Below are 21,715 nucleotides of genomic sequence, written 5' to 3'. Positions count from 1 at the left end.
AGCCAGGCCCGACACACCCGGACCCACCTCCAGGACCACACCCGCACCCTCGATACCCATCGAAGCCGCACCCGGATACACCCCCAACGCGATCAACACGTCACGGAAGTTGACACCCGCAGCACGCACCGCGATCCGCACCTCACCCGCACCCAGCACCCGCAGCGCCTCCGGGGAGGGCCGTACGGACAGGCCGTCGACGGCGCCCCGGCCGTCGCCGTCCATGCGCCAGGCGGAGCCGTCGGCGGGCAGTGCGAGGAGGGATCCGGCAGTGGCGGGGCGCACCAGGCGGGGTGCCCGCAGGGTGCCGCCGCGCCACATCAGGTGCGGCTCGTCGGCGCCGAGGGCGGCGGCGACCGCCGGTCGCAGCGGGGCGGCCGGGTCGGCCGGGAGGTCGAGCAGCAGGAAGCGGCCGGGGTTCTCCGACTGGGCCGAGCGCAGCAGGCCGTGGACGGCCGCCGCCGCGGGTTCCGCCCGCTCGGTGGCGTCGGCGGCGAGCGCGCCGCGCGTGAGGACGACCAGGCGCGCGTCGGCCAGCCGGTCGTCGGCGAGCCATTCCCGCAGCAGGCGGGCGGCGTCGGGGACGAGCCGGTGGGCCGCGGAGACCGGGTCCTCGCCGGGTCGGGCCGCGAAGGAGGCCAGCACGACGCGGGGGGCGGCGTCGGCCAGGGCGGCCAGGTCCTGGTGGACGGGGACGCCGGGCAGCTGGGCGGCGGTGTCGGGCTGCTCGCCGAGCAGCGCCCAGCCGGAGGGCTCGTCCTGGTCGCCGGCGTCGGGGGCGGTGGGGACCCAGTCGAGGAGGTAGGCGTCGTTGCTGCCGGCGTCGGGTGCGTCGGCGGCGGTGGCGCGGCGCAGGACGAGGGAGTCGACGGAGGCGACGGGCCGCCCGTCCAGGTCGGCCAGGTGGACGGAGACGGCTCCCTTGCCGGCCGGGGCGATGCGGACGCGCAGTGCGCGGGCTCCGCCGGCGTGCAGGGCGACGCCGCTCCAGGAGAACGGCACCCAGGCGGCGGGGCCGGCCTCGGAGCCTTCGTCGAGGGCATCGAGGACGCCCAGGCCCAGGCCGTGCAGGCCGGCGTCCAGGAGGGCCGGGTGGAGGCCGAACCCGTCGGCGGTGCGGTCGTCGGCGGGCAGCGCCACCTCGGCGTACAGTTCGCCGTCGTGCTGCCAGGCGGCGCGCAGGCCGCGGAAGAGGGGCCCGTAGCCGAAGCCGGCTTCGGCGAGCCGTTCGTACAGGCCGTCCACGGGCACCTCGACGGCGCCGGCCGGCGGCCAGGCCTCCAGGTCGGAGGGAGCGGCGGAGGGCCCGGGGGCGGCGACGGCGAGGGAGCCGGAGGCGTGCAGGGTCCAGGGCGCGTCGTCGGCGTCCTGGGCGTCGGCGGGGCGCGAGTGGACGCGCAGCGGGCGTCGGCCCGTGGCGTCCGGTTCGCCGACGAGCAGCTGGAGGAAGACCCCGCCGTGTTCGGGCAGTACGAGGGGCTGGTGGAGCGTGAGCTCGTCGACGAGGGTGCAGCCGCTGCGGTCGGCCGCCTGCACGGCCAGCTCGACGAAGGCGGTGCCCGGCAGCCACACCCGGCCGTGCACGGCGTGTTCCGCGAGCCACGGGTGGGTGTCCGGCCCGATGCGGCCGGTCAGGACGAGGCCGTCCTCCCCGGCGAGCGACACGCACGCGCCGAGCAGCGGGTGGTCGGCGGCCCCGAGTCCGAGGCCGGTGACGTCGCCGGGGGTGAAGCGGGCCTTCTTCGGCCAGAAGCGCTGGTGCTGGAAGGCGTACGTCGGCAGGTCCACCCGGCGCGCGCCGGTCCCGGCGTAGTACGCGGCCCAGTCGACCGGCACACCGTGGGTGTGGGCCTGGGCGAGGGCGGCGACGGCGGCTTCGGCCTCGTCGCGGTCCTTGCGCAGCACGGGTACGAAGACGCCGTCCTCGACGCAGTCGGCGCCCATGGCGCAGAGCACGCCGTCGGGGCCGAGTTCCACGAACCGGGTCACGCCCTCGGAGCCCAGCGCGGCCATGCCGTCGGCGAATCGGACGGCCTCGCGGACGTGCCGCACCCAGTACTCCGGCGAGCAGAGCTCCGCCACGGAGGCGAGCTCACCGGTGAGGTTCGAAACCACCGGGACGGCCGGCGCAGTGAAGGCGACCGAATCCAGGACGGTACGGAAATCGTCCAGCATCGGGTCCATCAACGGCGAATGGAACGCGTGGCTCACGGTCAGCCGCTTGGTCTTCACCCCACGCCCGGCCAGCACACCCTCAACGGCGGCCACGGACTCGGACGCACCCGAGACCACCACCGAAGCCGGCCCGTTGACTGCGGCGATGCTCACGTCCTCATACGGGGCGACCAGCTCGGCCACCTCCGCCTCAGAGGCCCGCACCGACACCATGGCACCACCGGACGGCAACGCCTGCATCAGCCGACCACGAGCAACAACCAGGCGCGCCGCATCCGCCAGCGAGAACACACCCGCCACATGCGCAGCGGCGATCTCACCGATCGAATGACCCAGCAGGTAGTCCGGCTTCAGCCCCCAGCTCTCCACCAGCCGGTACAGCGCGACCTCGATCGCGAACAACGCCGGCTGAGTGAACTCCGTACGGTCCAGCTCGGCGGAGTCCTCCGCGAGCATCACCTCACGCAGCGACCGCCCCAGCACCGGGTCGACCTCCACACACACCGCATCCAACGCCGCCGCGAACACCGGGAACGCCGCATACAGCTCACGCCCCATCCCCGCCCGCTGCGCACCCTGACCCGTGAACAGGAACGCCGCCCGGGTGTCCTCGGTGGCGAGGCCGCGGACGAGGCCGGCGTGGGTCTCGCCCGCGGCGAGGGCGGCGAGGCCTTCGGCGAGGGCGGCGTGGTCGGCGCCGAGTACGACGGCGCGGTGGTCGAAGGCGGTGCGGGTGGTGGCCAGCGCACGGCCGGTGTCGGCGAGGTGGGGGCGGTCCGCCGCGGGGAGTCCGGCGAAGTGGGCGATCAGGCGGCCGGCCTGGTCGGCGAGGGCGTCCTCGGTGCGGCCGGAAAGCGGCCAGGCGACGACGGGCAGCGGCCGGTCGGCGGAGGTGTCCGGGGCTTCGGCGGCCTCTTCGGGGGCTTCTTCGACGATCACGTGGGCGTTGGTGCCGCTCATGCCGAAGGAGGAGACGGCGGCGCGGCGCGGCCGGTCGGCGGAGGCCGGCCAGTCGCGCTGGTCGGTGAGGAGTTCCACCGCGCCCGCGGACCAGTCGACGTGGGGGGAGGGCTCGTCGACGTGGAGGGTCTTGGGCAGGACGCCGTGGCGCATCGCCTGGACCATCTTGATGATGCCGCCGACGCCTGCGGCGGCCTGTGTGTGGCCGATGTTCGACTTCAGCGAGCCGAGCCACAGGGGGCTGCCGGCGGGGCGGCCCTGGCCGTAGGTGGCGAGGAGCGCCTGGGCTTCGATGGGGTCGCCCAGCTTGGTGCCGGTGCCGTGCGCCTCGACGGCGTCGACGTCGGGCGCGGCGAGTCCGGCGTCGGTCAGCGCGTCGTGGATGACGCGCTGCTGGGAGGGGCCGTTGGGGGCGGTCAGGCCGCTGCTGGCACCGTCCTGGTTGACGGCGGAGCCGCGGATGACCGCGAGGACGGGGTGGCCGAGCCGGCGGGCGTCGGAGAGCCGTTCGACGAGGAGCATGCCGGCGCCCTCGCCCCAGCCGGTGCCGTCGGCGGACGCGGCGAAGGCCTTGCAGCGGCCGTCGGCGGCGAGGCCGCGCTGGCGGGAGAACTCGATGAACGCGCCGGGGGTGGACATCATGGCGACGCCGCCGACGAGGGCCATGCTGCACTCGCCGCCGCGCAGTGCGCGGACGGCCCAGTGGAGGGCGACGAGGGAGGACGAGCAGGCGGTGTCGACGGTCGCCGCGGGGCCTTCGAGGCCGAGGGCGTAGGAGATGCGGCCGGACATGACGCTGGCCGAGCTGCCGATGGCGAGGTAGCCGCCGAGTTCCTCGGCCTCGTGGCGCAGCAGGGAGGCGTAGTCCTGGCTGTTGGAGCCGACGAAGACGCCGGTGGTGGTGCCGCGCAGGGTCTGGGGGTCGATGCCGGCGCGTTCGACGGCCTCCCAGGCGGTCTCCAGGAGGAGGCGCTGCTGCGGGTCCATGGCGAGGGCCTCGCGCGGCGAGATCCCGAAGAACGCGGCGTCGAAGTCGCCGGCGGCGTCGAGGAAGCCGCCTTCGCGGGTGTAGGAGGTGTTGGTCCCGTCCGGGTCGGGGTCGTAGAGGGCGTCAAGGTCCCAGCCCCGGTCGGCGGGGAAGCCGGTGACGGCGTCCCCGCCGGAGGCGACCAGGTCCCAGAGCTGTTCGGGGGTTCGGATGCCGCCCGGATAGCGGCATCCCATCCCCACGATCGCCAGGGGCTCCTGGCGCTCCTCCTCCACCTCGCGCAGGCGCTGCCTGGTCTGGCGGAGCTCGCCCGTCATCCACTTCAGGTGGTCCAGAAGCTTCTCTTCGTTCCCCATCAGGGAAACACCCCCGTCGAACGGCCGCTGCGGTGTCCGGACCGCCGTCAACGGGTCGGGGCGAGTCACGCGGAGCAGTACGGGGAGCCGTCACAGCGTCTGCTACGACTTGCCGAACTCACGCTGGATGATGTCGAAGAGCTCGTCGGGGGTGGCCGTCTCCAGTTCCCCGGCGGGCTCCCCGCCCTCCGTTGCGTTCCCTGCCCCGACCAAGGTGGCCAGCAGGTTCTCCATGCGTGACGCGATGCTCGCCCGCCCGACGTCGTCCAGTTTTACGGCTGTGAGGCTAGCTTCGAGCCGGTCGAACTCCGCTAGCGCAGCCCGGGCGGCCTCCGCGGGTCCGGGGACGAGCCGTTCGCGCAGGTGCTCGGCGAGTGCGGCGGGGGTGGGGTGGTCGAAGACGAGCGTGACGGCCAGGGGCAGCTCCGTGTGGGCGGTGACGAGGTTGCGCAGTTCGACGGCCATCAGGGAGTCGAAGCCGAGGTCGAGGAAGCCGCGGCCGGCGCGCACGGCGCCGGGGTCCTCGTGTCCGAGTACGGCGGCGGCGTGGCCGCGCACCAGGTCGGTGAGGGTCCGCAGCTGTTCGGCTTCGGGCAGGGCGGCGAGCCGGGCGCGCAGTGCGGTGGCGGGGCCGCCGTCCTGGGCGGCGGGCGCCGGGTTCCCGTCGTGCGGGCCGGCCGGGGTCGCGGCCGGTTCGAGGGCCGTCCGGACCTCGGGCAGGTCGCCGAGGAGGGGGCTGGGGCGGCGCGCGGTGAACGGCGGGGCGAACCGCTGCCAGTCGACGTCGGCGACGGTCAGGGCGGTCTCGTCGGCGTCGAGGGCGCGGCCGAGTTCCGCGAGGGCCGTCTGCGGTGCCATGGGCCGCAGTCCGCGCCGGCGCATCTGCCGTTCCAGGTCGCCGGCGGCCATGCCGCCGCCGGCCCACGGGCCCCAGGCGACGGAGGTGGCGTGCAGGCCGCGGGCCCGGCGCCGTTCGGCGAGGGCGTCGAGGAAGGCGTTGGCGGCGGAGTAGGCGGCCTGGCCGCCGCTCCCCCAGGTGCCGGCGATGGAGGAGAACAGGACGAAGGTGTGGATGTCCTCCCCGCACAGGGCGTCGAGGTGGGCGGCGCCGAGGGCCTTGGCGGCGGTGACCCGCTGCCAGTGGCCGCGGTCGGCCTCGCCGACCGGTACGGGTTCGGTGACGCCGGCGGCGTGGACGACGGCCCGTACCGGGTCGCCGGCGGCGCGCAGCCCGGTCAGCAGCCGGTCCAGCTGTGCGCGGTCGGCGGTGTCGCAGGCGGCGACGGTCACCCGGGTGCCTCCCGCGATCAGTTCGGCGGCAAGTTCCCGGGCGCCGGGGGCGTCGGGGCCGCGTCGGCCCGTGAGCACGAGGTGTTCGGCGCCGCGGCCGGCCAGCCAGCGGGCGACGTGGGCGCCGAGGGCGCCGGTGCCGCCGGTGACCAGGACGGTGCCGCGGGGCGTCCAGCGGTGCTCCGCCCGTGCGCCGGGGGCGGCGGGGGCGGTGTGCGGGTCGGGGTGGCGTTCCAGGCGGCGGCCGCGGGTGCCGTCGCGGCGGACGGCGATCTGGTCCTCCGGGCCGCCGTCGAGGAGCGCGGCGCGCAGGGCGGCGAGGTCCTGCTCGTCGGGGTCGGCGGGCAGGTCGACGAGGCCGCCCCAGCGGTCGGGGTGTTCGAGGGCGACGACCCGGCCGAGACCCCACACGGCGGCCTCTTCGGGGCGGCTGACGGGGTCGGCGGCGTCGACCCGGACCGCTCCGCGCGTCACGCACCACAGGGGCGCGTCGACGCCGGAGTCGCCCAGGGCGCGCACGAGCGCGACGGTGCCGAGGCCGTGGGTGCCGTCGGAGGCCAGCAGGGACACCACCGCCTGGACCGGGCCGGGGCCGGCGACGAGGGCCAGTTCGGCGGCGAGGCCGGCGGTCGACCCGTCGGTCGCGTCGACCGGTACGACCGTGGCGCGGGAGGGCGTGCCGTCGCCGAGGGCGGCCGCGACGCGGACCGTGAAGGGGTCGTCCTCGTGGCCTTGGGGCACGGCGAGGAGGAACCCGCCGCGGGGGGCGGGGGTCTCACGGGCGGGCAGCGGCTGCCAGGCGACGCGGTAGCGCAGTCCGGCCGGGGCCTCGGAGGCGCCGTCCGCGCCGTCGGTGACCGTGTCGGGCCAGTAGCGCCGGCGCTGGAAGGCGTACGTGGGCAGCGCGGTCCGGCGGGCGGCGGCCCCTTCGCGGGCCCCTTCGCCGGTTCCGGGCGCCGCCCAGAGCGCCTCGCGGTCCACGGGGACGCCGAGGGTCCAGGCCCGGGCCAGCGCCTGGAGGAGGGTACGGGCCTCCGGACGTCCGGCGCGCAGCAGCGGGAGGTAGGTGCCGGGGGCGCAGTCCGCGGCCATCGCCGACAGCACACCGTCGGGTCCGAGTTCCAGGTACCGGGTGACGCCGAGCTCGTGCAGGGCGGTCATGCCGTCGGCGAAGCGGACGGTGCCGCGTACGTGCCGCACCCAGTAGTCGGCCGTGGCCAGTTCGTCGGCGTCGGCCGCTCCGGTGAGGTTGGAGACGACGGGGACGGCGGGCGCCGCGTACGTGACGGACTCGGCGACCTTGCGGAAGTCGGCGAGGACCGGCTCCATGAGCGGGGAGTGGAAGGCGTGGCTGACGGTCAGCCGCTTGGTCTTCACCCCCCGGTCGGCGAGGGCGTCCGCGATGGCGGTGACGGCGTCGGCGGCACCCGAGACCACCACGGACGCGGGCCCGTTGACGGCGGCGATGCTGACGTCCTCGTACGCGGCGACCAGCTCGGCGACCTCCGCCTCCGGGGCGCGTACGGAGACCATGGCGCCGCCGGACGGCAGTGCCTGCATCAGGCGGCCGCGGGCGGCGACCAGTCGGGCCGCGTCCTCCAGCGAGAACACCCCTGCCACGTGCGCGGCGGCGATCTCGCCGACGGAGTGCCCGAGGAGGTGGTCGGGGCGCACGCCCCAGCTCTCGACGAGCCGGTACAGGGCCACTTCGACGGCGAACAGGGCCGGCTGGGTGAACTCGGTGCGGTCCAGGTCGGCGGAGTCCTCCGCGAACATGACCTCCCGCAGCGGGCGGTCCAGGTACGGGTCGAGGTGCAGGCACACCTCGTCCAGGGCCCGCGCGAACGCGGGGAACGCGGCGTACAGTTCCCGGCCCGCTCCGGCGCGCTGGGCGCCCTGCCCGGTGAAGAGGAAGGCCGTCGGCTCCGCGCCGGCGGTGCCGCGCACCAGGTCGGCGGCCTGCTCTCCGCGGGACAGGGCCAGCAGCGCGGCGCGCGTCCGGCCGGGGTCCTCGCCGGGGAGCAGTGCCGCACGGTGGTCGAAGGCGGTACGGCCGGTGGCCAGCGCGTGTGCCACGTCGGCGGACCGCAGCCCGGGACGGGCGGCGAGGTGTCCGGCCAGGCGGGCGGCCTGTGCGCGCAGGGCCGCTTCGGAGGTGCCGGAGAGCACCCACGGCAGCTGCGGGCCGTCGGTGTCCGCGACCGCCGGTTCCTCCCGGGGGGCCGGCGCGGATTCGAGGATGACGTGGGCGTTGGTGCCGCTGATCCCGAAGGAGGAGACGGCGGCGCGGCGCGGCCGGCCGTCGCCGGCCTGCGGCCACTGCCGTTCCCCTGTCAGCAGCTCGACGGTACCCGCCGACCAGTCCACGTGCGGGGTCGGCTCGTCGGCGTGCAGGGTCCTGGGCAGGACGCCGTGGCGCATCGCCATGACCATCTTGATGATCCCGCCGACGCCGGAGGCGGCCTGCGCGTGGCCGATGTTGGACTTGAGCGAGCCCAGCCACAGCGGCTCGCCGCCGTCGCGCTCCTGGCCGTAGGTGGCGAGGAGGGCCTGGGCTTCGATGGGGTCGCCGAGCGAGGTGCCGGTGCCGTGCGCCTCGACGGCGTCGACCTCGGCGGGCGTCAGGCCGGCGTTGGCGAGGGCTGCACGGATGACGCGCTGCTGGGCGGTGCCGTTGGGGGCGGTGAGGCCGTTGGAGGCACCGTCCTGGTTGACGGCGGAGCCCCGGACCACCGCGAGCACCTCGTGGCCGTGGCGGCGGGCGTCGGAGAGCCGCTCCACCAGGAGCACGCCGACGCCCTCGGCCCAGCCGGTGCCGTCGGCGTCGGCGGAGAACGCCTTGCAGCGGCCGTCGGCGGCGAGGCCGCCCTGCCGGTGGAACTCGGCGAACGCCGCCGGGGTCGGCATCACCGTCACGCCGCCGGCCAGCGCCATCGTGCACTCGCCGGTGCGCAGCGCCTGCGCCGCGAGGTGCAGGGCCACCAGGGAGGAGGAGCAGGCGGTGTCCAGGGTGACGGCGGGGCCCTGCAGGCCGAGGGCGTAGGCGATCCGGCCGGAGAGGACGCTCGTCGCGTTGCCCGCGAGCACCTGCCCCGAGGTGGCGTTGGGCGTACCGCGCAGGGTGCCCGCGTAGCCGAGCGAGGCGGCTCCGGCGAAGACGCCGACCGGTGTGCCGTGCAGGGTGGCGGGGTCGATGCCCGCCGCCTCGACGGCCTCCCAGGAGGCTTCGAGGAGGAGGCGCTGCTGGGGGTCCATGGCGAGGGCCTCGCGGGGCGAGATCCCGAAGAAGTCGGCGTCGAAGTCGGCCGCTCCGGAGAGGAAGCCGCCGGCCCGGGCGTAGTCGCCGTCCTGGCCGGGGTCCGCCGGCAGCTGCCAGCCGCGGTCGGACGGGAACCCGGTGATGGCGTCGCCGCCGTCGCGCACGAGCTGCCACAGGTCGTCGGGGCCGGTGACTCCGCCGGGGTAGCGGCAGCTCATGCCGACCACCACGATCGGGTCGTCTTCGCCCGCCGGGATCCCGGTGGACGGCGCGGCCGCCGGGCGGGCGGAGGTGTCGTCGTCGAGACCGAGGCCGGCCGCGAGGTGGCGGGCGAGTTCGGTCGCGTTGGGGTGGTCGAAGACGGCCGTGGTGGTCAGCCGCACGCCGGTCGCCCGGGTCAGCCGGTCCCGCAGCTCGACCGCGGCCAGGGACTCGAAGCCCAGCTCGCGGAAGGCCCGGGACGGTTCGACGGTGGCGTTCGACGCGTGCCCGAGCACGGCCGCCGCCTCGGTCCGCACCAGCTCCAGCAGGTGCCGCCGCCGGTCCGGGCCGGACAGCCCGGCGAGGCGTGCGCGCAGCGCGTCCGTCGGCTGCGCCGGCCCGTCGTCCGCCGCCTGGGCCAGGGCCCGTACGGCGGGCAGTTCGCAGAGGAGCGGGCTGGGCCGCATCGCGGTGAACGTCGGCGCGAAGTGTGCCCAGGCCACGTCGGCCACGGTCACGCACGCCTCGCCCGCGGCGAGGGCCCGCTCCAGGGCCGCCATGGCCCGGGCCGGCTCCAGCACGAGGAGCCCGCGCTCGCGCAGGTGCTCCGCGATGACCCTGCCGGTGGCCATACCGCTGCCGCCCCAGGGTCCCCAGGCGACGGAGGTCGCGACCTGGCCACGCGCCTGCCGCCACTGGGCAAGGGCGTCCAGATAGGTGTTCGCCGCCGCATACGCACCCTGACCGCCCGAACCCCACACCGCGGAGATCGAGGAGAACAGCACGAACGCGTCCAACGCGGCAGCCCGGTCAGGCTCACTGAACAGCGCGTCAAGATGCCGGGCACCCTCCACCTTCGCCGCCAGAACACCCTCGTACTCCTGAGCCGAACCCGCCATCAACGCGTTCAACTGCTCCACACCAGCCGCGTGGACGACACCACGGACCGGACCGTCCACCTCCAGACCCTCCACGAGCGCACGCACCTGAGCCGCATCAGCCACATCACAAGCGACCACGCTCACCCGGACCGCGTCCGAGGCCAGTTCCTCCACCAGCTCCCTCGCACCGGGGGCATCCAGGCCACGACGGCTCGTCAGCACCACATGCGAGGCACCCTCGGCCACCAGCCAACGGGCCACGTGCGCACCCAGCGCACCCGTACCACCCGTCACCAGGACGGTGCCCTGCGGACGCCAGCGCTCCGCGTCGGTGGACGGCTCCGCCGGCCGCAGCCGACGGCCGTAGACACCGGCCGCACGCACGGCGACCTGATCCTCGACGGCCATGCCGAGCACACCCCGCACACGGGCCGCAGCACGCTCGTCCAGCACCTCGGGAAGGTCGACCAGACCACCCCAACGGCCCGGATGCTCCAGCGCCACCACCCGGCCCAGACCCCACACGAGGGACTGCTCCACACCCTCCGCACGCAGGGCATCGGAGCGGCCGATCGACACGGCCCCCTGGGTCAGAGCCCACAGCGGCGCCTCGACCTCCGCGTCACCCAGGGCCTGGACCAGCTCCAGCGTCCCCACCAGGCCACGCAACGACACCACACCCGTGACACCGTCCGCCAGCCCGGCAACCCGCTCCGCAAGCCCCACACGGCCCTCACCGGAAGGCACGAGCAGGAGCTGTCCGGACAGCACACCGACGACCCATTCCGCCAGCGGGCTTTCCTCATCGGCCACCACCAGCCACGAACCGATCGCATCGGTGTGTCCGGGCTCACCCAGCGGCTTCCAGGTGGCCTGGTAGCGCCACCCGTCGACCGTCGACTGCTCACGCCGACGCTTGCGCCACGAAGACAACGCGGGCAGCACAGCGCCCAGGGAACCGTCCTCGACGTCCAGGGCCTCGGCCAGAGCGCCCAGGTCCTCACGCTCCACCGCCGCCCAGAACTCCGCGTCCACCGCGTCGGCCTCGGCCCCGGCCGCCTGCACCGTGGTACCGGCCTCCGGCCAGTACCGCTGGTGCTGGAAGGCGTACGTCGGCAGCTGCACGCTCCGCGCGCCGGACCCGGCGTAGAACGCCGCCCAGTCCACCGCCACACCATGGACGTACGCCTGGGCCACGCCCGTGACGGCCGCCTCGGGCTCGTCGCGGTCCTTGCGCAGCACCGGTACGAAGACGCCGTCCTCGACGCAGTCGGCGGCCATCGCGGACAGCACGCCGTCCGGGCCGAGCTCCACGAAACGGGTCACCCCCTGGCCGTACAGCGAGGAGATCCCATCGGCGAAGCGCACGGCCTCGCGGACGTGGCGCACCCAGTACTCCGGCGAGCAGAGCTCCGCCACGGAGGCGAGCTCACCGGTCAGGTTCGAGACCACCGCGATCGAGGGCGAGGCGAAGGCGACGGAGTCGAGCACCGTGCGGAACTCGTCCAGCATCGGGTCCATCAACGGCGAGTGGAAGGCGTGGCTCACGGTCAGCCGCTTGGTCTTCACCCCGCGCTCGACGAGCACGGCCGCGATGGCGGTCACGGACTCGGCGGCCCCGGAAACGACCACGGAGGCCGGCCCGTTGACAGCGGCGATACTCACGTCCTCATACGAGGCGACCAACTCGGCCACCTCCGACTCGGAAGCCCGCACCGACACCATCGCGCCGCCCTCCGGCAGCGCCTGCATCAGACGACCACGAGCAACAACCAGCCTGGCCGCGTCCACGAGCGAAAACACGCCCGCCACATGCGCAGCAGCGATCTCACCGATCGAGTGGCCGAGGAGGTAGTCGGGACGCATCCCCCAGCTCTCCACCAGCCGGAACAGGGCCACCTCGATCGCAAACAGCGCGGGCTGAGTGAACTCGGTGCGGTCCAGCTCCGCGGACTCCTCCGCGAACATCACCTCACGCAGCGAACGCCCCAGCACCGGATCGACCTCCGCACACACCGCATCCAACGCCGCCGCGAACACCGGGAAGGCCGCGTACAGCTCACGCCCCATCCCCGCCCGCTGCGCACCCTGACCCGTGAACAGGAAACCCGTCAGACCCGGGACCACCGCACCACGCACCACACCCGCCGCCGAACCACCCCGCGACAAAGCCTCAAGCGCCGCACCACGATCACCACCCCACACCACCGCACGCTGCTCGAACACCGAACGCGTCGCCACCAGCGAAAAACCGACATCCACCGGATCCACACCAGCAAGCGGCACCAGCCGACCCGCCTGCGCACCCAACGCCTCCACCGAACGACCCGACACCACCCACGGCACCACCGGCAAAACCACAGGAGCCGCCACCACCGGCTCGGACACCGCTTCCGGGGCCTGTTCCAGGATCACGTGGGCGTTCGTGCCGCTGAAGCCGAACGAGGAGACGCCCGCGCGGCGCGGCCGGTCCTGGTCGGCCGGCCAGGCGTGGTCCTCGGTCAGCAGTTCGACGGCGCCGTCGGTCCAGTCGACGTGCGGCGTCGGCTCGGTGACGTGGAGGGTGCGCGGAAGCACACCGCGGTCCATCGCCAGCACCATCTTGATCACGCCCGCGACGCCGGCCGCGGCCTGCGTGTGGCCGATGTTGGACTTCACGGAGCCGAGCAGCAGCGGTCGGCCCTCCGGGCGTTCCCGGCCGTAGGTGGCCAGCAGCGCCTGCGCCTCGATCGGGTCGCCCAGCTTCGTACCGGTGCCGTGCGCCTCCACCGCGTCGACCTCGGCGGCCGACAGGCCGGCGTTGGCCAGGGCGGCGCGGATCACGCGCTGCTGGGACGGGCCGTTGGGGGCGGTCAGGCCGTTGGAGGCACCGTCCTGGTTGACGGCCGAGCCGCGGACCACCGCGAGCACCCGGTGGCCGTTGCGCTCGGCGTCCGACAGCCGCTCCAGCACGAGCATGCCGGCGCCCTCGCCCCAGGCGGTGCCGTCCGCGTCCGCGGAGAACGCCTTGATGCGCCCGTCGGCGGCGAGGCCGCGCTGGCGGGAGAACTCCACGAAGGCGCCGGGCGTCGACATCACGGTGACGCCGCCGGCCAGGGCGAGGTCGCACTCGCCGCCCCGCAGTGCCTGTGCGGCGAGGTGGAGGGCCACCAGCGACGAGGAGCAGGCCGTGTCGACGGTGACGGCGGGGCCTTCGAGGCCGAGGGCGTAGGCGATGCGGCCGGAGAGCACGCTGGCGGTGTTGCCGGTCGCCACGTACCCCTGGACGGCTTCGGCCACGGGCCGCAGCAGGCCGACGTAGTCCTGGCCGTTGGTGCCGGCGAAGACGCCCGTGGCGGTGCCGCGCAGCGAGGCCGGGTCGATGCCCGCGCGTTCCAGGACCTCCCAGGAGGTTTCCAGCAGCAGCCGCTGCTGGGGGTCCATGGCGAGGGCCTCGCGCGGCGAGATCCCGAAGAAGGCGGCGTCGAAGTCGCCGGCGCCGGCCAGGAAGCCGCCTCGGGAGGCGTACGAGGTGCCGGGTCGGCCGGGGTCGGCGGCGAGGAGCGCGTCGAGGTCCCAGCCCCGGTCGGCGGGGAAGTCCGTCAGGGTCTCGTCGCCGTCGGCGAGCAGCCGCCACAGCCGCTCGGGGGTGTCGGCGCCGCCGGGGAAGCGGCAGCTCATGCCGACGATCACGATCGGGTCGTCGTCGCCGGGACGGACGCCCGAGGCCGAGCCCGTGCCGGTGACGGGGACGGGGAGGGCCTGGCCGGCCGCGCGGTCTCCGAGGACGCCGGTGAGGACGTGCTCGGCCAGGGCGGCGGGGGTGGGGAAGTCGAACAGCAGGGTGACGGGCAGGCGCAGCCCGGTCGCCGCACCCAGTGCGTTGCGCAGCTCGACGGCGCCGAGGGAGGTGAAGCCGAGGTCGCGGAAGGCCCGTTCGGGGTCGATGGACGCCGCCGAGGAGTGGCCCAGTACACCCGCGATCTCGGTGCGCACCAGTTCGCCCACCAGGCGGCGCTGTTCCGCGTCGGTGGCCGTCAGCAGGCGGGCGCGCAGTGCCGAGAGCCCGCCGGCGGGGCGGTCCTCGTCGGTGGCACCGTACGGGTCCGGGGTGTCGCGCAGTTCGGGCAGGTCGGCCAGGAGGGGGTCCGGGCCGGCCGTGCCGGGGCGGCGGGTGGCGGCGAAGCGCCGCCAGTCGACGTCGGCGACGAGGGTGAGGGCTTCGTCGGACCGCACGGCCCGTTCGAGGGCGGTGACGGCGAGTTCGGGATCCATGGCGCGTACGCCGCGGCGGCCGAACCGCTGGGCGACGGCGCCTTCGCCGAGCCCGGCGCCGTCCCACAGGCCCCAGGCGACGGAGGTCGCGGGCAGGCCGAGGGAACGCCGGTGCAGGGCGAGGGCGTCGAGGTAGGCGTTGCCGGGCGCGTAGTTGCCCTGTCCGAGGCCGCCGAGGACGCCGGCGAGCGAGGAGAACAGCACGAACGCGTCGAGGTCCAGGTCGCGGGTGAGCTCGTGCAGGTGCCGCGCGGTGGCGGTCTTGGCGCGCAGGACGCCGTCGATGCGCCCGGTGTCCAGGTCGTCGACCAGGGCGTCGTCGAGGGCGGCGGCGGTGTGGACGACGGCGGTCAGCGGGAGTTCGTCCGGTATGTCGGCCAGGACGGCGGCCAGGGCCGCGCGGTCGGCGGTGTCGCAGGCGGCGAGGGTGACGCGGGCGCCGTCCGCTTCGAGTTCGGCGCGCAGCTCGGCCGCGCCGGGTGCGTCGGGGCCCCTGCGGCTGAGCAGCAGGAGGTGTGCGGCGCCGCGGCGGGCCAGCCGGCGGGCGACGTGGGCGCCGAGTGCGCCGGTGCCGCCGGTGACGAGCACGGTGCCGCGCGGCTCCCAGGCGTCCCGGGTCCCGGGCCGGGCCGGGGACGGGGCCGGGGAGGGAGCCGGTGCGGGGAGGAGGCGGCGCCGGTAGGTGCCCGAGGGGCGTACGGCGACGGCCCGGTCGCCCGCGCCGGGCCCGGCGTCGGCGGCGGCCCGCAGGGCCGTGCGGAGCCGGCCCTGGCCCCGCTGCTCCAGCGGGCCGGAGGGCAGGTCGACGACGCCGCCCCAGCGTTCGGGGTACTCGGCGCCGAGGACTCCGGCGAGGCCCCACAGGAGGGCCTGGTCGGGGCGGTCCAGCCGGTCGGCGCGGTCGACCGAGACGGCGCCCCGTGTCACGGTCCACAGCGGCGCGGACGCGCCGGCGTCGCCGAGGGCCTGTGCGAGCGCCACGGTCGCGGCGAACCCGGCCGGGGTCACCAGGCCTTCGGCCGGTTCCTCGACCAGGCCGAGGAGCGAGACGACACCGGCGAGCGGGGCGGCGTCGGGCACGGCGGCGAGCGTGTCGCGGAGCCGGTGCGCGAGCGCGTCGCGGCCGGCCGTCGCGGGCACGTCCAGCCGCAGCACCCGGCCCGGCCCGTCCAGCGCGGCGAGGCAGTCGGCGACCGCGTCCTGGTGGTCGTGCCCGTCCTCGGGTACGACCACGAGCCAGGTGCCGTCGTCCGGGCCGGCGGCGGCCGTCTCCGGGACCGGCTGCCAGGCGATGCGGTGGCGCCAGCCGTCGAGCGTCCTGTCCTCCAGGCTGCGCCGGTGCCACTGCGACAGTGCGGGCAGCACGGCGCCGAGCGGTGTGCCCGCCGGGTCGGCGGCGTCGAGGGCCAGCATGTCCGCGACGGCTTCCAGGTCCTGGCCCTGGACGGCCGTCCAGAATCCCTCTTCCACCGGGTCGCCGGCGGGACGGCCCGCGCCGCCGGCCGGGTCCGAGGGCTTGGCGCGCAGCCAGTAGTGGCGGTGCTGGAAGGCGTAGGTGGGCAGGTCGACGCGGCGGGCGCCGGTGCCGGCGAAGTAGGCGGCCCAGTCGAGGGGGGCGCCGTGCGCGTACGCCCGGGCCAGCGCGGTGACCAGGGCCCGCGTCTCCTCCCGGCCCTTGACCAGGGCGGGCAGGTACACGGCGTCGGGGGCGGTGTCGGCGGCCATGGCCGACAGCACGCCGTCGGGGCCGAGCTCCACGAACCGGGTGACGCCCTGGCCCTGGAGGGTGGCGACGCCGTCGGCGAAGCGCACGGCCTCGCGGACGTGCCGCACCCAGTACTCCGGCGAGCACAGCTCCTCCGCGGAGGCCGGCCCACCCGTGAGGTCCGAGACCAGGTCGACGGTGGGAGCGGCGAACTCCACGGTCTCCAGTACGGCGCGGAAGTCCGCGAGCATCGGCTCCATCAGGGGGGAGTGGAAGGCGTGGCTGACGGTCAGCCGCTTGGTCTTCACCCCGCGTCCGGCCAGCACGCCCACGATGGCGGCCACGGAATCTTCGGCACCCGAGACCACCACGGAGGCCGGCCCGTTGACGGCGGCGATGCTGACGCCCTCGTACGAGGCGACCAACTCGGCCACCTCCGCCTCAGCCGCACGCACTGACACCATCGCACCACCGGACGGCAGCACCTGCATCAGACGCCCACGCGCCACGACCAGCCTGGCCGCATCAGCCAGCGAGAACACTCCCGCCACATGGGCGGCGGCGATCCCGCCCACCGAATGCCCCAGGAGGCAGTCGGGCTTGAGGCCCCAGCTCTCCACCAGCCGGTACAGCGCGACCTCAAGCGCGAACAGCGCCGGCTGCGTGAACTCGGTGCGGTCCAGCTCCGCGGAGTCCTCCGCGAACATCACCTCCCGCAGCGACCGCCCCAGCACCGGGTCGATCTCCGCGCACACCGCGTCCAGCGCGTCCGCGAACGCGGGGAAGGCCGCGTACAGTTCCCGGCCCATGCCCGCGCGCTGCGCGCCCTGCCCCGTGAAGAGGAAGGCCGTGCGCCCCGCTGCGGTCTGCCCGACGGAGCCGCCGCCCCGTGCCAGCGTCCCGACGGCCTCCAGCAGCTCGGTCCGGTCGCCGCCCACGAGGACGGCGCGGTGCTCGAAGGCGTGCCGGGTGGTGGCCAGCGAGAACGCGACGTCGGCCGGCCGGAGCTCCGGGTGCTCGGCGAGGTGCGCGCGGAGCCGCTCGGCCTGGGCCCGTACCGCGCTCTCGGAGCGGCCCGAGATCGTCCACGCAACGGTGTCGGCACCGGTGTGCGCGGTCTCGGCGGGGGTCTCCTGCGGGGGCTGCTCCAGGACCACGTGCGCGTTGGTGCCGCTGATGCCGAACGAGGAGACGCCGGCCCGGCGCGGCCGGTCCTCGGCCTGGGGCCAGTCCCGCTGCCGGGTCAGCAGCTCGACGTACCCGGCCGACCAGTCGACGTGCCCGGACGGCTCGTCGACGTGCAGGGTCCGGGGCAGCACGCCGTGCCGCATCGCCTCGATCATCTTGATGACGCCGCCGACGCCGGCGGCGGCCTGCGTGTGGCCGATGTTCGACTTCAGGGAGCCGAGGTAGAGCGGCCGGTCGGCCGGGCGGCCCTGCCCGTAGGTGGCGAGGAGGGCCTGGGCCTCGATCGGGTCGCCGAGCGCGGTGCCGGTGCCGTGCGCCTCGACGGCGTCGACGTCGGCCGGGGCCAGTCCGGCGTTGGCCAGGGCGGCGCGGATCACGCGCTGCTGGGAGGGGCCGCTGGGGGCGGTGAGGCCGTTGGAGGCACCGTCCTGGTTGACGGCGGTGCCGCGGATGACGGCGAGGACGGGATGGCCCAGCCTGCGTGCGTCGGCGAGCTTCTCCACGAGCAGTACGCCGACGCCCTCGGACCAGCCGGTGCCGTCGGCGGAGTCGGCGAAGGACTTGCAGCGGCCGTCGCCGGCCAGGCCGCCCTGCCGGGCGAAGTCCTCGAAGGTCGCGGGGGTCGGCATCACGGTGACGCCGCCGGCCAGCGCCATGGTGCACTCGCCGGCCCGCAGCGCCTGCACGGCGAGGTGCAGGGCCACCAGCGACGAGGAGCACGCCGTGTCGATACTGACGGCGGGACCCTCGAACCCGAAGGTGTAGGCGACGCGCCCGGACAGCACGCTGCTCGCGGTGCCGATGCCGAGGTAGCCCTCGACCTCGGCGGGCACCTCGTCCAGCCGGGCGCCGTAGTTGTGGTACATCAGGCCGGCGAAGACGCCGACCTTCCGGCCGCGCAGGGAGGACGGGGCGATGCCGGCCCGTTCGACCGCCTCCCAGGAGGCCTCCAGCAGCAGCCGCTGCTGCGGGTCCATGCCCATCGCCTCGCGCGGCGAGACCTTGAAGACCTCGGCGTCGAAGGCCCCGGCGTCGTGGAGGAAGCCGCCCTCCCGCGCGTACGTGGCCTCTTCGCCGTCCGGTCCGGGGCCGACCAGCTCCTCGCAGTCCCAGCCGCGGTCCGCCGGGAAGGCGGTGATCCCGTCGGTGCCCGACTCCACCAGCCGCCACAGGTCCTCGGGGGACCGGACGCCGCCCGGGTAGCGGCAGCCGATGCCGACGACGGCGATGGGCTCCCGTCCCTTGCCCTCCGCCACCCGCAGACGTTCGGTCGTCTCGTGGAGGTCAGCGGTGACCCTTTTCAGATATTCACGAAGCTTGTCTTCGTTAGCCATCGGAGCACACCTTCGGGTACGTCAGGAGATCAGGAGGATGGGGAGGGCGGAAGGGGTCCGCGGGGCGGCCGCCGTGCGGTCAGGAGGCGCCGAACCGCTGGTCGATGAAGGCGAAGAGTTCGTCGTCGGACGCCGATTCCAGCTCCTGCGACACGGACTCCTCGGCCCCCTCGCCCGCGGCCGCACCGGCGACCTCGTGGGCCGCGTAGGCGTCGGCCCACTTCGCCGCCAGGCCCTTGAGGCGGGTCGCGAACACCGACTGCGCCGCGTCGTCGGGGACGAGCGCCGCCATGGTCTCCGGCGCCATGGCCGCGAACGCGGCCTCGAGCCGGTCCAGCTCCCCGAGGATGGCGGCGGCGCCGTCGGCCTCGGGGGCGAGGCCCGCGTACAGGTGGTCGACGAGGTCGGCGACGGTCGGGTGGTCGAAGACCAGGGTCGCGGTGAGGCGCAGACCCGTCTCGGCGCCCAGCCTGTTGCGGAGTTCGACGGCGGTCAGCGAGTCGAATCCGAGTTCGGTGAAGGCCTGCCGGTCCTCGAAGGCGCCGGTGGAGACGTGGCCGAGCACGCTCGCGACGGCGGTCCGTACGAGTTCGGCCACCGCCGCGCGCCGTGCGTCCTGCGTCGGGAGCTCGGTGAGGCGGCGGCGCAGCACGTCCGCGCCGGCGGGTGCGACCTGGGCGGCGGACGCCGTCCTGAGGACGCGGCTGCCGCGGACCAGCCGCCGGTGGACGGCCGGCAGGGTGCCGCGGTCCGCGCGGCCGCGCAGGGCCGCGAGGTCGAGGCGCACCGGCACGAGGGCCGGTTCTCCGCTGCCCGCGCCGGTGTCGAGGAGCTCCAGCCCCTCGTCCACGGTGAGGGGCACGATCCCGGCGCGCTGGATGCGTTCGACGTCGGCCTGGGTGAGACCGGCGCCCATGCCGGCGCTCTCCTCCCACAGGCCCCAGGCCAGGGAGGTCGCCGGCAGGCCGAGGGCGTGCCGGTGGGCGGCGAGGGCGTCGAGGAAGGAGTTCGCGGCCGCGTAGTTGGCCTGTCCCGCGCTGCCGAGCACGCCGGCGACGGAGGAGAACAGCACGAACGCCTCCGGCTTCACGCCGAGCTCCTGCGTCAGGTCGTGGAGGTGCCAGGCCGCGTCGACCTTGGCCCGCAGGACCTTCGCCAGCCGCTCGGGGGTCAGGGAGGAAATGGTCCCGTCCTCGACCACACCGGCGGCGTGCACGACGGCCTTGACCGGATGGGCGGCCAGCAGGGAGGCCAGGGCCTCCCGGTCGGAGACGTCACACGCGGCAACCGTCACGGACGACGCGCCCAGCTCCTCCAGCTCACCACGCAGCTCCCCGGCACCCGGGGCATCGAGACCGCGCCGGCTCACCAGCACGAGCTCGCGCACCCCGTGCCCGACCACCAGGTGCCGGGCCACCACAGCGCCCAGACCACCGGTACCACCGGTCACCAACACCGGACCCGCACCGAAACCACCGGCAGGCTCGGCGTTCTGCTCCGCCCGCACAAGACGCGGCACGAACACCCCGCCACCCCGGACGGCCACCTGCGGCTCACCCGAAGCCACCACCGAAGCCACCAGCTCCGACGTCAACGCATCACGCTCGTCCACATCGACGAGCACGAACCGGCCCACACCCTCCGACTGAGCGGAACGCACCAGACCCCACACCACCGAAGCCGCCACATCCGCGACCTCGTCATCAGGTCCGGCGGCCACGGCACCCCGCGTCACCAGCACCAGGGCCCGGTCCATGTCCGTCCACCCCTGCACCAGCTCCAGGGCCCGCGACGCCAACCCATGGGCCGCACCCGGAACATCGGCCTCCGCATCGATGGAGACCAGGTCGACGACGACGGCGTCCTCACCCCCGCCTCCGGAGGCGGGGAGGGTCTCCGCTGTCCACTCCAGGCGGAAGAGGGAGTCTCGGCCCGCCCCGCCGGACACGGCGGCCTGACCGTCCACGGGGCGCAGCGCCAGCGAGTCCACCGACAGCACCGCACCACCGGCGGCGTCCATGACGGCGAGCGCCACCCCACCCGTGTCCGAGCGGCTCAGGCGGACCCTCAGCCCGGCGGCGCCGGAGGCGTGCAGGGACACGCCCGACCAGGCGAACGGCAGGTGGCCGCCCGTCCCCTCCGGGAGCAGCCCGCCCACGCGCAGCGCGTGCAGGGCGGCGTCCAGGAGCGCCGGGTGCAGGCCGAAGCGGCCCGCCTCACCGGCAGCGTCCTCGGGGAGGGCGACCTCGGCGAAGACCTCGTCGCCCGAACGCCAGACGGCCCTGAGCCCCTGGAACAGCGGGCCGTACGCGAAGCCGCCGTCCGCGAATTCCGCGTAGAGACCGCCGAGGTCGAGTTCCTCGGCGCCCTGCGGCGGCCACGCGGTCGGACCGGCGGGGGGCACCGCGACGCCGGGCACGAGGGTGCCCGTCGCGTGCGTGCTCCACGCCTCGTCGTCCGAGGTGTCGGGCCGCGCGTGGAGGGTCAGCGGTCGGCGGCCCTCCGTGTCGGCGGGGCCCACCACCAGTTGCACCGAGACGCCGTTGCGCTCGGGCAGGACCAGGGGCTCGCTGAGCGTCAGCTCCTCGAGACCGCCGCAGCCGACCTGGACACCGGCGTGCAGGGCCAGTTCCACGAACGCCGTGCCCGGAAGGATGACGCTGCCGCGCACCGCGTGTCCCGCCAGCCACGGGTGCGTGTCCAGGCCCAGTCGCGCCGTGAACACGTCCCCCTGGCCGCCGGCGAGCTCCACGGCGGCACCGAGCAGCGGGTGCGCGGCCGGGCGCAGCCCCAGGTCGGTGGCGTCGGCGGCGCCGGTGGACGGCTTCAGCCAGTAGTGCTGGTGCTGGAAGGCGTACGTCGGAACGTCGACGCGACGCGCGCCGGTCCCGGCGAAGAAGGCCTCCCAGTCGACGGGCACGCCGTGGGCGTACGCCTGACCCAGGGCGGCGACCACGGCTTCGGCCTCGCCGCGTCCCTTGCGCAGCACGGGCACGAAGACCACGTCCTCGACGCAGTCGGCGCCCATCGCGCAGAGCACGCCGTCGGGGCCGAGCTCCACGAAGCGGGTCACACCCTGCGAGTGGAGGGTGGCGACACCGTCGGCGAAGCGGACGGCCTCGCG

3 protein-coding genes are annotated in these 21,715 nt (G+C 75.2%); all 3 read right to left on the bottom strand.

Features of this window, described 5'->3' with window-relative positions; all coding sequences use genetic code 11:
• Positions 1 to 4,479 (bottom strand): beta-ketoacyl synthase N-terminal-like domain-containing protein (locus ACFVXK_RS26995; protein ID WP_389615973.1); only part of this gene is annotated, 4,479 nt, incomplete at its 3' end.
• Positions 4,480 to 4,581: 102 nt separating this feature from the next.
• Positions 4,582 to 18,591, bottom strand: coding sequence for a type I polyketide synthase (locus ACFVXK_RS26990; RefSeq protein ID WP_389615970.1), 14,010 nt, complete (start codon positions 18,589 to 18,591; stop codon positions 4,582 to 4,584).
• Between the two features lie 79 nt (positions 18,592 to 18,670).
• Positions 18,671 to 21,715, bottom strand: a 3,045-nt coding sequence (locus tag ACFVXK_RS26985) for an SDR family NAD(P)-dependent oxidoreductase (RefSeq protein WP_389615967.1), incomplete at its 5' end; no start/stop codon positions are given.

Origin of the sequence: Streptomyces sp. NPDC058157 (assembly GCF_042884105.1) — a bacterium.
Lineage (GTDB): Bacteria > Actinomycetota > Actinomycetes > Streptomycetales > Streptomycetaceae > Streptomyces.
The sequence above is the reverse complement of the archived record's forward strand: the minus strand, read 5'-3'. Positions and strand labels throughout refer to the sequence as shown.

What these genes read in the sequence shown, in the direction of transcription:
- ACFVXK_RS26990 (WP_389615970.1), bottom strand. Translation starts at nt 18,591, where the DNA reads ATGGCTAACGAAGACAAGCTTCGTGAATATCTGAAAAGGGTCACCGCT.